This window comes from Arthrobacter sp., from assembly GCF_031988865.1.
GTDB lineage: Bacteria > Actinomycetota > Actinomycetes > Actinomycetales > Micrococcaceae > Arthrobacter_B.
Map to the genome: position 1 here is coordinate 17,406 of NZ_DALZXY010000038.1, position 12,947 is coordinate 30,352.

Below are 12,947 nucleotides of genomic sequence, written 5' to 3' on the forward strand. Positions count from 1 at the left end.
GAACTCTAGTTTAGCATGCAAGCGACACGCCGAGAAGAGTTTGCGCAGGTCAGCGGCGCGGGCCTCAAAACTGAGTAGTATTCCGCCTCGCACAGGTAACCTACCCAGGAGTTTTTGAAGGGCACCGGACGTCGCGAAATCCTTGTTTTACGTGATTGCCGATAGGCTATGAAGCAAACGTTCCCCCGGTCCCCCGACCGCCACACATCAGGAGTTTGTGCTGTGAGATTCACACCCAAGAACCGGACGCGGAGCACCGCCGCCGCCGGTGTTATCGCGCTGTCGCTGCTGGGCGCCACCGGCTGCAGTGCCGTGAACGATCAGGCAACCACCACTGAGTACTCCCCGTCCGACGGCATCATCCAGGACATCGGCGACCTGGAGCTGCGCAACATCCTGGTTGTCAGCGACGGCGACGGCGAGCCCGGCCGCCTGCTCGGCACCGTGCTCAACGACTCCACCGAACCGGTCAACTTTGAGCTGTCGGTCGGCGGATCCAACCTGACCTGGAACATTCCTGCCGGCGGAAAGGTGGTCTATGACGACGCACCCCAGGCAGAGGTCCTCGTCGAGTCCGTCAATGTGGTTCCGGGCACCGGCATCCGCGCCGAAGCCACCGCCGGATCCGAGACCGCAACCCTGAACGTTCCGGTCGTCGACGGCCAGGTTCCGTACTACGAGGACTTCCTGCCCACACCGGAAGCCTCCCCCTCAGCCACCGGTGAAGCAACCGACGAAGCGGCGGGCACCCCGGCCGGAGCCGGCACGGGCACCCCCACCGCCGAGCCCACGGGCACGGCGGCTCCGTAAGCATCTGCGAGCTGACGCGGGACGCGGTTCCGCGTACTACGCCACTGCACTAGGAAGGCCCGTCCGGAAAACGACGCTGAATGCGACATTGTCCGGACGGGCCTTTCCTGTGCCCGGGGTCAGGCCTCGAATTTATAGCCGAGGCCGCGGACGGTCACCAGGTGCTGCGGGGCGGAAGGATCTGGTTCAATCTTGGCGCGCAGCCGTTTGACGTGCACATCCAGGGTCTTGGTGTCCCCCACATAGTCGGCACCCCAAACCCGTTCGATCAGCTGGCCCCGGGTCATGACGCGGCCGGAGTTCCGGAGCAGCATTTCCAGAAGTTCGAACTCCTTCAGCGGCATGGACACGTTTTGGCCGTCCACGCTCACCATGTGCCGTTCCACGTCCATACGGACCGGTCCGGCATGAACCGCCGCAGCGGTGAAGTCCCCGACGTCGCTGCGGCGGCGGAGGACGGCTCGGACGCGGGCGAGGAGCTCACGCGACGAATACGGTTTGGTGACGTAGTCATCCGCCCCGAGTTCCAGGCCGACCACCTTGTCGATCTCGGCGTCGCGCGCGGTGAGCATAATGATCGGAACGTCCGAGCGCTGCCGCAGCGCCCGGCAGACTTCCGTCCCGGACAGGCCGGGGAGCATCACGTCGAGGAGCACCAGATCGGCTCCGGAACGGTCAAACTCCGATACCGCGTCGACGCCGTTATCCACGACGGCGACGTCGAACCCCTCGCGTTCAAGCAGGTAGGACAACGGGTCGCTAAAGGACTCTTCGTCCTCGACAATCAGGATCCTCAAGCACTTACTCCTTGCTGGCCGGCGCGGGCGCGCCGTTGGTTCGCGGCGGCAGTTCTGCCTGCTCGTCGGAATCGGCGGCATCCATTTCCGGAAGCCGTACAGTGAAAGTCGAGCCCTGGCCGGGCTGTGACCAGAGGCTGATCTCTCCGCCGTGGTTGGACACCACGTGTTTGACGATGCTCAGCCCCAGCCCGGTGCCGCCCGTATTGCGCGAACGCGCCGAGTCGATGCGGTAGAAACGCTCGAAGACCCGTTCCTGGTCCTCAGCGGCGATGCCGGGGCCGCGGTCCGTGACCGTTACCTGGGCCAGTCCGTCCCGGGAGCGGATGCCAACACCCACTTGACTGCCCTCGGGGGAATAGCGGATCGCGTTGTCGATCAGGTTGCGGAACGCCGTCGTGAGCATTGGCCCGTCGGCGTAGACAGGATTCTCGGCGGTCCCGCCCACCACCAGGGTGATGTTCCTGTTTTCGGCCGGGAGACGGTTGGCTTCGACGGCTTGGAAGACCAGTTCGTTGATGTCCACCGGCTCCGCATGGTCAACCATGTCGGCCCCCTGAAGCCGGGACAGCTCAATGATGTCCTGCACCAGGGCGGCGAGGCGGACGGTTTCCTTGTGCATCCGGCGGGCGAAGCGGCGCACCGCCTCCTCATCCGCGGCGGCACCGTCGATGGCTTCCGCCAGCAGGGAGATTGCGCCGACCGGGGTTTTCAGCTCATGCGACACGTTGGCGACGAAGTCGTTGCGCATCTCCTCGGTGCGGGTGGCTTCGGTCCGGTCATCGGCCAGGATCAGGATGTACTCCTCGGCGATCGGCGCGACCCGCAGCTGGAGGATCAGGCTGCTCTGGCCCAGCAGGCCGCGGTGCAGTTCGACGTTCCTCTCTTCGACCACACCGTCCCGGCGCACCCTCGCGGTCAGCGCCAGCACTTCCTCCTGCATCAGCGTGTGTCCGCGGACCAGGCCGAAGGCGTACGCGCCCGGACTGGCCCGGACCACGCCGTCGATACCGTCCACCACGATATAGGCGCGGCCGAGGACACCGAGGATCTCGGCAGCACCTTCGGAGAGCGCAGGCTCATCCACCTCCGCCAGCTCGCGGCGGTGCCGCTGACTGGACATGTAGGCGACAACGCCGAAGACGCCAACGGCCAAGCCGAGGATGCCTGACATCAGGCCCAGCAGAACAGGATTCACAGTCTTAGCTTAGGCGGACCGGACGCCGCCGAACTGCGCTCCGGTGGCATTCACCAAAGCGTTAAACTAACGTTCACTTCAAGGGGGCCGTTCGTTCACCGGATACTGGCACCATTGACGGAGCCGTACCGACGCATCGCCGGCTGTGTAAGAGTTCATCGAAAGGACGCATCAGTGCGCAAGGTTTTCCAGGCCGAGCTTCACCAGATTGGCGAAGGGCTGACCCAGATTTCGCAGCTCGTCACCGAGGCGATGAAGAAGGCCACGATGGCGTTCGAGACGGCAGACACCGAGCTGGCCCAGGACGTGATCGCCGCTGATGCGCGCATTGACTTCCTGCAGAACGACCTCGACGAGCGGGCTATCGACATCCTGGCCCTCCAGGGGCCGGTGGCCAGCGACCTGCGGATGATCGTAGGTTCGCTGCGGATGAGCGCCTCGCTGGAGCGCATGGGAGACCTGGCCCGCCACGTCGCCCAGCTGGCCCGCCTGCGCTACCCGGCCAATGTGGTTCCGGACGCGATGGTGGAGACTTTCAAGGAGATGGCCCGTCTGGATATCGCCATCTCCGAACTCCTGACCGAGCTCCTGGAAACCCGCAACCTGGAACTGAGCAAGGACATCTACGCGCACAACGCGCGGATCAATGAACTCCACGTCAGTGTGTTCAAGTCCATTGCTTCTCCGGACTGGAATGTTTCACCGGTCACCACCGTGGACCTGACGCTCGCCAGCCGGTACTTCGAGCGGTTCGCCGACCACGGTGTGTCCGTGACCCGCAAGGTCAGCTACCTCGTGACCGGCGAGTGGCAGCCGATTTCGGAGAGCCCGCTCTAGCCCTTTCCCTGAGCCATGCAGAAAGGCGCCCCTCCCGTCCGGGGGGGGCGCCTTTCTGCATGTAGCGTGGCTGGGCCTACTTCTTCTTGCCCTGGTTCGCCACTGCCTGGATGGACGCCGCGGCGGCCTCCGGGTCCAGGTAGGTGCCGCCGGCCTTGACCGGCTTGAGGTTTTCATCGAGCTCGTACACCAGCGGGATGCCGGTGGGGATGTTGACGGCGGCAATGTCGGCGTCGGAAATCCCGTCCAGGTGCTTGACCAGGGCGCGCAGCGAGTTGCCGTGCGCGGCGATCATCACGGTCTTGCCGGCCAAGATGTCCTTCGAGATCTCGTTCTCCCAGTACGGCAGGAAACGGTCGAGGACGTCCTTGAGGCATTCGGTCCGCGGCAGCTCGTCCCCGCTGAGGTCCGCGTAACGCGGGTCGTGCGCCTGGGAGAAGTCGCTGTCGTCCGGCAGGGGCGGCGGCGGAGTGTCGTAGGACCGGCGCCAAAGCATAAACTGCTCCTCACCGTATTCGGCCAGGGTCTGAGCCTTGTCCTTGCCCTGGAGCGCACCGTAGTGCCGCTCGTTCAGGCGCCAGCTGCGCTTGACGTCGATCCAGATCCGGTCTGCCGCACCGAGGGCGATGTTGGCTGTGTTGATGGCCCGCTGCAGCCGGGAGGTGTAGAGGACGTCCGGGAGAATGTTGTTCTCCACCAGGAGCTCTCCGCCGCGGAGCGCTTCGGTCCGGCCCAGGTCCGTGAGGTCTACGTCCACCCAGCCGGTGAAGAGGTTCTTTTCATTCCATTCACTCTGCCCGTGGCGCAGAAGGATCACTTTGTAGGTCATAAAAGCATCGTATCGGAGAGGGCTGGTGCCGGGCAGGGCGCCGGCGTAACCATCGCTCCTTATATGGCCGGGGTTATCCGGTGGCCCGTGGGGCCGCGCAGCCCGTTCATAGGCACGGGTTGCCGGCGCGTAATATTGTTTGGTGAAAAATCACCATAAACCCGTAGGAAACGTGACCCGGGGCACTACAAACCCCAACCGGTTGCGCCGTGTGGACCGCTGGCTGGCTGGCCCCGAAGCGTGGCGCCTGCGACGGGCGGCTGACCCGCTCGTCATTGACCTCGGTTACGGCGCGAGCCCAACCACGGCGGTGGAACTGCACAGCCGGATGGGCTGTGTGCGGGCGGACGTGGCCGTGATGGGCATCGAAATTGATCCGGACCGGGTCCGCGCCGCCAAACCGCTCGAACGGTCCGGCCTGACCTTCCGCCAGGGCGGATTTGAGCTTCCGGTAGACGGCCGGCGGCCGGTGATGGTGCGGGCGTTCAACGTGCTGCGGCAGTACAACGAAGATGAGTATCAAGCCCACTGGGACATGGTCTGCAGCCGGTTGGCCGTGGGCGGGATTTTCATCGACGGCACCTGCGACGAGATTGGCCGGCGATCCACGTGGGTGGTGCTGGACCCAAGCGGCCCCGTCTCACTCAGCATCTCGCTGCATTTCGGCTCATTCCAGCGGCCCTCCGACGTTGCCGAGCGCCTGCCGAAGGCACTGATCCACCGCAATATCCCCGGCGAGCGGGTGCACGCCTTCCTGCAGGCGATGGACAAGGCCTGGGGCGAAGCTGCGCCGATGGCATCCTACGGGGCCCGCCAACGCTGGATCACAATGTGCCGGATGCTGCGCAGTCAGGGCTGGCCGCTGCTGACGGGCCCGAGCCGCTGGCGCTTGGGCGAAATCACTGTCGCGTGGAGCGCCGTCGCACCTTCACAGGCCGTCCATTCAGTGGCCTAGGTGCGGGGTGCAGGTGCTACCAGGAACCGTAGGTACCGCCGCGCCCCTTGGACTCGTTAAGGGCAGGCCTAACGTCCGCCAGGTACACCGCCGCAGCGACCACGGCCGCCAGCTCGAAGAGCAGCAGTGCCAGCGGGCCGAACAGCAGGACCGAGAGCAGGCCAATGGCGGCGGCACCGCCGGTCAGGCCCATCCAGAACCCCTTGGTCTTTTTGTAGGCACGTTCGAAATCAGCGGGCTTGCGCCGGGCGCAGTCCGCAAATGCCCACAGTTCCATTCCCAGCGCAATAACGCCGAGTGCCAGGTAGAGCAGGTTCTGCAGCTCAAAGACTAGTATCACTGGGCCAGCCTACCGCGTAAGGGCCTGCTCAAGGTCGCTCCAAAGATCCTCGACGTTTTCGATCCCCACGGAAAGCCGCAGCAGGTTCTCCGGAACGGACACCGGTTCGGCCGGTTGCCGCCGCCGCCGCTCGATCAGTGACTCCACGCCGCCCAGCGAAGTGGCCGGCAGCCAGAGCTCCACCTTTTCGGTAACTGCGTCCGCCGCCGCAGCGCCGCCGGCGACTTCAATACAAAGGATCGACCCGAAACCGTTCATCTGGCTGGCAGCCCTGGCATGCCCGGGATCGTCGGGAAGTCCGGGGTAACGGACGCTTTCCACTCCGGGATGTGCCTGCAGCCGCACCGCGAGCTCCAGGGCCGTCGCCATCGACCGCTCCACCCGCAGGGCCAGGGTGCGCAGGCCGCGCAGGGCGAGCCACACCTCGAACGGTCCACCGATGGCACCGTGCAGGGAGCGATAGCTCAGCAGTTGTTCCCGCAGCCCGGGATCGGAAGTAACCGCCGCCCCCAGGACGACGTCGGAATGGCCGGAGAGATATTTGGTTACCGAATGGACAACGACGTCGGCACCCAGGTCGAGCGGCCTGGTCACCAGGGGCGTGGAGAACGTGTTGTCCGCGACCACTAGTGCACCCGCGGCGTGCGCCGCCGTGACCAGGGCCTGGATGTCGGCGACCTCCAGCATCGGGTTGGTGGGGCTTTCCAGCCACAGCATGGCAGCGCCGTCCAGCGCGTCAATAACCTCAGCGGTGTCCGCGATATCCAAGGTGCGGACGCTAATCCGGCCGTTCTGTGCCTCCCCGGCCGCCAGCAGCAGCGATCCCTGGTAGCTGTGCCTGGGCATCACCAGGGTTCCGCCGGCGGGGATCAGGGACATTGCAGCAATTACCGCAGCCAGCCCGGAAGAGTAAACCAGTGCGGGCAGGTCCGCATTCTCCAGGGCGCCCAGCGCCTCCTCGAACGGATCCCAGGTGGGATTGGAGAACCTGCCGTAGACCCGGTCGCCGCTGCGGGTTTCCCCCGTGCCGAGGAACGTCGAGCTCAGGACGATCGGTGGATTCACGGCTGCGTCCGCGGTGCGTTGCGGCCGTCCGGCGGACACTGCGACGGTTTCGGGTGACAGGTTCGCGGCATGCCGTTTCGGCTCGGTGGCTGTGCTCATGGTTTTCAGCCTAGACCCCGCCGGGTTTCGGACCGCCGAAGGTTTCACCGGCGGTCCTTATGTTGCGGCGCCCCTGTTGCGGCAGCCGGGCCCGGTGAGATGGCTGACATCCTGATCTGCAGGTCCCCGCCCGCCGGCGAACCGCGGGCACGGCGTTCCCAGCCTTACTGGGTAGGCTATGCGGGTGAGTATTTCTGAACCTTCCGCCGGCCTGTTCATTGCCTTTGAAGGCGGCGACGGCGCCGGTAAGTCGACGCAGGCTTCTCTGCTCACGAAAGCCCTGGAGCAGGCAGGGCATACCGTTGTCCGTACCCGCGAACCCGGCGGAACCCCGGTGGGTGAAAAGCTGCGGGGGCTGGTGCTGGAGCACGGCCACGGCGAGATTGATCCCCGGACCGAAGCGCTGATCTTCGCGGCATCCCGCGCCGCCCATGTGCAGCAGGTGATCCGGCCCGCGCTGCTGCGCGGTGACGTTGTGGTCTGCGACAGGTATATCGATTCCTCCGTCGCCTATCAGGGGGCCGGACGCGGGCTGGGAACTGACGCCGTCCGCGGAATCAACGACTGGGCCACCGAGGGCCTGGCTCCGGACCTGACCGTCCTGCTGGATCCGCCGTACGGCACAGGACACGGCCGAGGACCGTCTGGAATCCGAACCGGACGAGTTCCATGGCAGCATACGGGCCGCGTTCCTGGCTGTTGCCGAGGCCGCGCCCGAGCGGTACCTGGTGCTGGATGCCCGCCTGCCGGCCGCCGTGCTGGCGGAAAAGATACTGACCCGGATCGGCGGACTGCTGTGAGCGTCTGGGACGATCTCCAGGGACAGGCACCCGTCGTCGAGCAGCTGCGCCGGGCCGCCGCCGAGGAACGCCCCACCCACGCCTGGCTGTTCACCGGCCCGCCGGGTTCCGGCCGCTCGAACGCCGCCCGCGCCTTCGCGGCAGCGCTGCTGTGTGAGCAGGCGGACCCCGCTGCCCGCGGGTGCGGGGAATGCCGGGCCTGCCGCACCGCGCTGGCCGGTTCCCACCCTGACGTTTCTTCGGTTACCACGGAGAAGGTCACGATCAGCATTGATGAGGCCCGCGAACTGGTGAAGAAGGCGCAGGACAAACCTTCCACCGGACGCTGGCGGGTGCTGATCGTTGAAGATGCCGACCGGATGCAGGAACGCAGCACCAACGTGCTGCTCAAGGCGATCGAGGAACCGCCGCCGCGGACCATCTGGCTCCTCTGTGCCCCCAGCCCGGGGGACGTCCTGGTGACCATCCGATCCCGCTGCCGCCCAGTAGGCCTGCGGCTTCCGCCGGTGGCCGACGTTGCCGAACTCCTGGTCCGCCGCGACGGGATCGACGCCACTGTGGCCGAAGAGGCTGCCCGGGCTGCACAGAGCCACGTTGGTGTGGCCAAGCGCCTGGCCACCGACGAAGGTGCCAGGGCCCGGCGCGAGAAGATTGTCCGTCTTCCGCTGTCCCTGCGCAGCGTTTCGGGCGCCATGAAGGTCGCCGCCGATCTGGTGGCCCTGGCCGAGGCAGAGGCTGCGAGCTCCTTCGAACAGCGCGACGCCGAGGAAAAGACGGCGCTGCTGGCGTCCCTCGGCGCTCCGGAAACGGGCACCCTGCCGCCGTCCATGCGCAGCCAGGTCAAACGGCTTGAAGAGGACCAGGTACGCCGGGCGAAACGCTCGAAGAACGACTACTTCGACCGCGCGCTGACTGACCTGCTCTCCTTCTACCGCGATGCCCTGGTGCTGCAGCTGGACTCCGGCACGGACCTGGTCAACGAGGCGCTCCGGCCCGAGCTCGAGGACTTCGCTTCCCGTGGCACGCCCGAGCTCACCCTGGCGCGCATGGAAGAAATCAATGCCGTCCGACGGCGCCTGGTCACCACCAACGTGGCCCCGCTGCTGGCCATCGAGGCGATGGCCGTCAGCCTTTTGTGATTTATCCCCGCACCAGGACCCCCAAGTACCCAGGAGCCGCCGCAATGACCCCCGTACGACGCCGTCCCCGGACACTCTCTGTCCGCCCCCTGCGCCGCGCCGCAGCAGCCGCTGGTGCAGCCGCCGTCGTGCTGGCCTCCCTGGTTGCCTGCACGCCGGGCGACTCCGACGGTCCGGAAGAAGGCACGCAGTCCGCGGCGCCGGAAGTCATCGGTGAAGTCCCTGCAGAGCTGGAAAAGTACTACTCGCAGAACGTCGTGTGGGAGGCCTGTGAGGACTCGTTCCTCTGTGCCACCGTTGAAGTCCCCATGGACTACGCGGATCCTGACGGCAGCAGCATCGAACTGGAAGTAATCCTGTCCGAAGCCCGCGACACCGCGGAAGGCACCGTCCTGCTCAACCCGGGCGGGCCGGGCGGCTCCGGCTATGACACTGTCCTGGAGTCCCTCGAGGGAGTGACCACCGGCCGGCTGCGCGATGACTTTAACGTCCTGGGCTTCGATCCGCGCGGCGTCGGACGTTCCACCCCGGTGGATTGCCTGACCGACCAGGAACTCGACGCTGCACGCAGTGAATCGCTCGACCCGTCCACGGACGCAGGCTACGAAGAAGCCAAGGAAAGCGCCCGCGACTACGCAGAGCAGTGCGCCACCGAATCCGGGGAGCTCCTTGGCTTCGTGGACACGGAAAGCGCCGCGCGGGACATGGACATTCTCCGTGCGGTCGCCGGTGATCCGAAGCTGAACTACCTGGGCTTCTCCTACGGCACCTTCCTCGGAGCAACGTACGCCGAGCTTTTCCCGGAGACGGTCGGCCGGATGGTGCTTGATGGCGGAATTGATCCGTCGGCGAGCAACGAGGACATCACCCTCGGCCAGGCCAAGGCCTTCGAGAAAGCAATCAGGTCCTATGTCGAGGACTGCCAGTCCTCCTCCAACTGCCCGCTGAAAGGCAGCGTCGACGACGGCATCCAGACCATCCGCGATCTCATCGCTTCCGTGGAAGCCAGCCCCATGACCGCCGCTGACGGGCGGGAGGTTAACGCCTCGACGTTCGTGAGCGGGTTCATCCTGCCGCTGTACAACGACGCCAACTGGCCCGCGCTCACCCAGGCACTCACCTCTGCCCTGCGTGGGGACCCCACCACCATGCTGATGCTCGCGGACCTGGGCGCGGAGCGGAACGAGGACGGCACGTACTCCTCCAACTCCTCCGAGGTGTTCAGCGCTGTGAACTGCCTGGACTACCCCATGGAAACAGACCGCGCGCAGATGGACATTGACGCCGCAGAGCTCGAAGAAGCCTCCCCAACGCTTGGCCGGTTCCTGGCCTACGGCGGCCTGACCTGTGAAGACTGGCCCTATCCCCCGGTCAATGAACCGCACCGGATCAGTGCTGAGGGCGCAGCACCAATCCTGGTCATCGGCACCACCGGCGATCCGGCGACACCGTACGAGTGGTCCCAGGCGCTGGCGGAACAGCTTGACTCGGCCGTTCTCCTCACATGGGAGGCCGAAGGCCACACCGCCTACGGCCGCGGCAACCAGTGCATTGCCGACGCCGTGGACGACTACTTCAGTGACGGAACTGTGCCCGAGGACGGCACCGTCTGTTCCTAGGACGCACCGCTGGCGGGCCGGCATCCGGGGTGTTTTCCTGCTCCTCCGGGTGCCGGCTGCGGCCTGCTCCTCCCGCTGTCCAGACAGCGCTTTTGACCCGGGTGCTCCCGCCGTATAAAGTTATTCCTTGTGGATTCTGGCCGTTAGCCGGTTCGGAGGAAGCCCGCCTCCTTAGCTCAGTTGGTAGAGCGTCTCACTCGTAATGAGAAGGTCGCCAGTTCGATTCTGGCAGGAGGCTCCCCTAGGCAAAGCCCCCGGAACCATCGGTTCCGGGGGCTTTGCTGCACCAGGAGCCCGGAAACACTTGGGAGCAATTATCGCCAACGTCACCGCCGCCGTCCGGAGGCGCCCCGAATCCGTGCGGGCGGCCGGCTACTGCCTGCACATCTTTTTTGGTGTGTGCATCCTGCTTTTCGTCAACGATCCTGTGGCCGGGATCATCGCGGTTATGCCTATTGTCTTCGGTTTCGTTGGACTCCTCCGCCAGCTGCGGGGCGCTGTCCGGAAGCACCGCGCAGTTAAGGCTGATTCCTATCTGCCATCCAGCACCTGGCGCAGCACCTCGGCAAAGGCATCCGGATCTCCGGCCCCCGGACCGAATTCCTCGTCCAGGAAGCCGCCGTGTCCGCCTGGAAAAGTCACCGGCATTGTTCCGAGCAGGCCTGCGGTGGCGGCAGCGGCGCGTGCCGCCATAGTTCCGGCGGAAGCCGCGCCCACCCCCACAACGATGCTGGCCGGCCCATCGCGGAGCACTGCAAAGTCCGGCTGAAAGTACGTGCAGGTCCGCAGGTTCCCCGCGAACAGTGGGTCGTCCCGAACGCCGTCGTCCGCTTCGGCAGCACCCGGATTCCGGGCGTCCGCAGCGGGCAGCAGCCCGTCGGAGGGGAATTCACCCTGCCAGCCTGCGTACGCCATGAACCGTGACATCGCCGGTCCCAAGCCGCTTTCCTGATAGGCCTGCAAAATCGCGTCGATGCCGGAGAGTGCAGCCTCACGGTCCGGGAGGATCTGTGCCAGCGGAGGTTCGTGCACCACGAGGACGCCGAGCAGGCTCCCGGAGTCGGCAGCGAAGGCCAGCGCGTTGACTGCTCCCCCGCTGCTGGCGAACATGTCCAGCTGCGGACTGCCAAGCTCTATGGCCAGCGCCTGAAGGTCCTGTGCGTGCAGCTCCGGTGTGGACTCGATTGTGGAAGCTTCGCTGCGCCCCGTTCCCCGCGGGTCATACATGACGGTGGTGCGGTCTGGAAACCGGGCCGCCAGGGCAGCGAATCCGCTCGCGTCCATGGGCGAGCCGAACAGCAGCAGCGGCGGCTCAGCGCTCTTCCTGACCTCCGCGACGTCGTAAACGATACGGGCTCCCGGAACCTCCAGGACATGGGTGGCTGAGCGCTGGCTCATGGTGCTGCTCTCTTTAGTTCGTCGGCAGTTTACGTGCTGCTGGTGGGCCGCTTGTGCGCCACCGGCCCAACCCGCGGGTGGAGCAAGCCAACCGTCGGAGCGCGCATTTGTCAACGTATCCGGGGCTCGTCCATAACCCGGAAGTGTGCCGGGCTGCCCCGGTGGTGTGCCGGACTGCCCCTGGCGTGTGCCGGGCTGCCCCGGGCGTGTGCCGGGCTGCCCCGGAAGTGTGCCGCCGGCTGCCCTTGGCGTCTGCCGGACTGCCCCGGGCGCCAGCTCCGCACCCTGGCGCCGGATTCCACTCCGCAGCTTCGCGCCCCTCCGCCGGATTCCACTCCGCAGCTTCGCGTCCCTGCGCCGGTTTCCGTTCCACAGCTTCGCGCCCCTGCGCCGGATTCCACTCCGCAGCTTCGCGCCCCCTGCGAAGATCCGTCCAGGTCGGCCCGTTGAGGCCGCTCTTAACCTGGCGGTGCCAGGCTTCGTCCGCGGCGGGATACAGCTTCCCACTGTTTGGTGTCTTCTTGTGGCAGGTGTGCCCCCGGCTGTCACAGGGAAAATAGGCTGGGAACGCGTGGCGGAGCGGGAAGTCCGGGCGAAGGAGCCTGCCGGTCTGGGGCCGCTGCCCTCCGCTTTGGGACAATCCGGCCGATTTGAGCCCGGTTAACCTCCGCTTTGGGACAAATCGGCCGTGATGGGAAATTCCTGCCGCGGCGCCCCGGAGGGAAAGTCCCAAACCGGATGGAAAACCCCAAAACGGAGGGAAACGGGAACCACCCCGGACCCCCGCCCAGCCAGCCAACGCTGGCCGTCCTGGGCTCCGTTCCCCTCCACTTTGGGAAAAACCACCCATTCTGGGCCGGTTCCCCTCCGCTTTGGGACAATCCGGCTGATTTTGGCCCGGTTACCCTCCGCTTTGGGACAATCCGGCCGTCCTGGGCCCTGCCACCCTCCACATTGGGAAAAACCGGCCGATTTGCGCCCGGTTACCCTCCGCTTTGGGACAATCCGGCCGTGATGGGAAATTCCTGCCGCGGCGCCCCGGAGGGAAAGTCCCAAACCGG

11 protein-coding genes, 1 tRNA gene and 1 pseudogene are annotated in these 12,947 nt (G+C 66.0%); 7 read left to right on the plus strand and 6 right to left on the minus strand.

Features of this window, described 5'->3' with window-relative positions:
- The first annotated feature begins 222 nt into the window (after nt 1-222).
- Nucleotides 223-810, plus strand: a complete 588-nt coding sequence (locus tag RTN46_RS08810) for a hypothetical protein (protein WP_312180649.1) — start codon at nt 223-225, stop codon at nt 808-810.
- A gap of 119 nt (nt 811-929) precedes the next feature.
- Here the strand turns inward: RTN46_RS08810 and RTN46_RS08815 are convergent, their stop codons facing one another.
- Together RTN46_RS08815 and RTN46_RS08820 are read right to left on the minus strand one after the other, a co-directional pair.
- On the minus strand, nt 930-1,607 hold the full coding sequence (locus tag RTN46_RS08815) for a response regulator transcription factor (protein WP_312180651.1): 678 nt from the start codon (nt 1,605-1,607) through the stop codon (nt 930-932).
- 4 nt (nt 1,608-1,611) lie between these two features.
- The gene (locus RTN46_RS08820; RefSeq protein WP_312180652.1) at nt 1,612-2,805 is read right to left on the minus strand and encodes an ATP-binding protein; all 1,194 of its coding nucleotides are present in this window, start codon (nt 2,803-2,805) and stop codon (nt 1,612-1,614) included.
- 174 nt (nt 2,806-2,979) lie between these two features.
- Here RTN46_RS08820 and phoU point away from each other — a divergent pair, with 174 nt between their 5' ends.
- Complete coding sequence (phoU, locus tag RTN46_RS08825; protein WP_312180653.1) at nt 2,980-3,642, plus strand: phosphate signaling complex protein PhoU; 663 nt, start codon at nt 2,980-2,982, stop codon at nt 3,640-3,642.
- Between the two features lie 76 nt (nt 3,643-3,718).
- Here the strand turns inward: phoU and RTN46_RS08830 are convergent, their stop codons facing one another.
- On the minus strand, nt 3,719-4,471 hold the full coding sequence (locus RTN46_RS08830) for a phosphoglyceromutase (protein ID WP_312180654.1): 753 nt from the start codon (nt 4,469-4,471) through the stop codon (nt 3,719-3,721).
- Nucleotides 4,472-4,643: 172 nt separating this feature from the next.
- On the opposite strand from RTN46_RS08830, the gene RTN46_RS08835 reads away from it, so the two are divergent.
- Nucleotides 4,644-5,426 carry a class I SAM-dependent methyltransferase gene (locus tag RTN46_RS08835; RefSeq protein WP_312180655.1) on the plus strand — a complete coding sequence of 261 codons (783 nt, stop codon included), beginning with the start codon at nt 4,644-4,646 and terminating at the stop codon, nt 5,424-5,426.
- A gap of 16 nt (nt 5,427-5,442) precedes the next feature.
- Here the strand turns inward: RTN46_RS08835 and RTN46_RS08840 are convergent, their stop codons facing one another.
- Complete coding sequence (locus tag RTN46_RS08840; RefSeq protein ID WP_312180657.1) at nt 5,443-5,766, minus strand: DUF2516 family protein; 324 nt, start codon at nt 5,764-5,766, stop codon at nt 5,443-5,445.
- Nucleotides 5,767-5,775: 9 nt separating this feature from the next.
- Entirely contained in the window at nt 5,776-6,930 is a 1,155-nt protein-coding gene (locus tag RTN46_RS08845; RefSeq protein ID WP_312180658.1) for an aminotransferase class I/II-fold pyridoxal phosphate-dependent enzyme, read from the minus strand.
- A gap of 190 nt (nt 6,931-7,120) precedes the next feature.
- Between RTN46_RS08845 and tmk the strand changes: the two are divergent.
- The 4 genes and pseudogenes from tmk to RTN46_RS08865 all read left to right on the plus strand — a co-directional run bounded on the left by tmk (nt 7,121) and on the right by RTN46_RS08865 (nt 10,726).
- A pseudogene (tmk, locus tag RTN46_RS08850) lies at nt 7,121-7,730 on the plus strand (dTMP kinase).
- Complete coding sequence (locus tag RTN46_RS08855; RefSeq protein ID WP_312180659.1) at nt 7,727-8,869, plus strand: DNA polymerase III subunit delta'; 1,143 nt, start codon at nt 7,727-7,729, stop codon at nt 8,867-8,869. The pseudogene tmk and the gene RTN46_RS08855 overlap by 4 nt, the downstream one beginning before the upstream one ends.
- Nucleotides 8,870-8,913: 44 nt before the next feature.
- Entirely contained in the window at nt 8,914-10,488 is a 1,575-nt protein-coding gene (locus RTN46_RS08860; RefSeq protein WP_312180660.1) for an alpha/beta hydrolase, read from the plus strand.
- A 165-nt stretch (nt 10,489-10,653) separates the two neighbouring features.
- Nucleotides 10,654-10,726: transfer RNA gene (locus tag RTN46_RS08865), tRNA-Thr, on the plus strand.
- A gap of 293 nt (nt 10,727-11,019) precedes the next feature.
- Here the strand turns inward: RTN46_RS08865 and RTN46_RS08870 are convergent.
- A complete protein-coding gene (locus tag RTN46_RS08870; protein ID WP_312180662.1) occupies nt 11,020-11,886 on the minus strand; it encodes an alpha/beta hydrolase in 867 nt (288 codons plus the stop codon).
- Nucleotides 11,887-12,947 lie beyond the last annotated feature (1,061 nt).

Bases quoted from the DNA above. Each gene is read 5' to 3' on its own strand.
- RTN46_RS08830 (WP_312180654.1), bottom strand. From the start codon at position 4,471: ATGACCTACAAAGTGATCCTTCTGCGCCACGGGCAGAGTGAATGGAAT.
- RTN46_RS08845 (WP_312180658.1), bottom strand. From the start codon at position 6,930: ATGAGCACAGCCACCGAGCCGAAACGGCATGCCGCGAACCTGTCACCC.
- RTN46_RS08860 (WP_312180660.1), top strand. From the start codon at position 8,914: ATGACCCCCGTACGACGCCGTCCCCGGACACTCTCTGTCCGCCCCCTG.
- RTN46_RS08870 (WP_312180662.1), bottom strand. From the start codon at position 11,886: ATGAGCCAGCGCTCAGCCACCCATGTCCTGGAGGTTCCGGGAGCCCGT.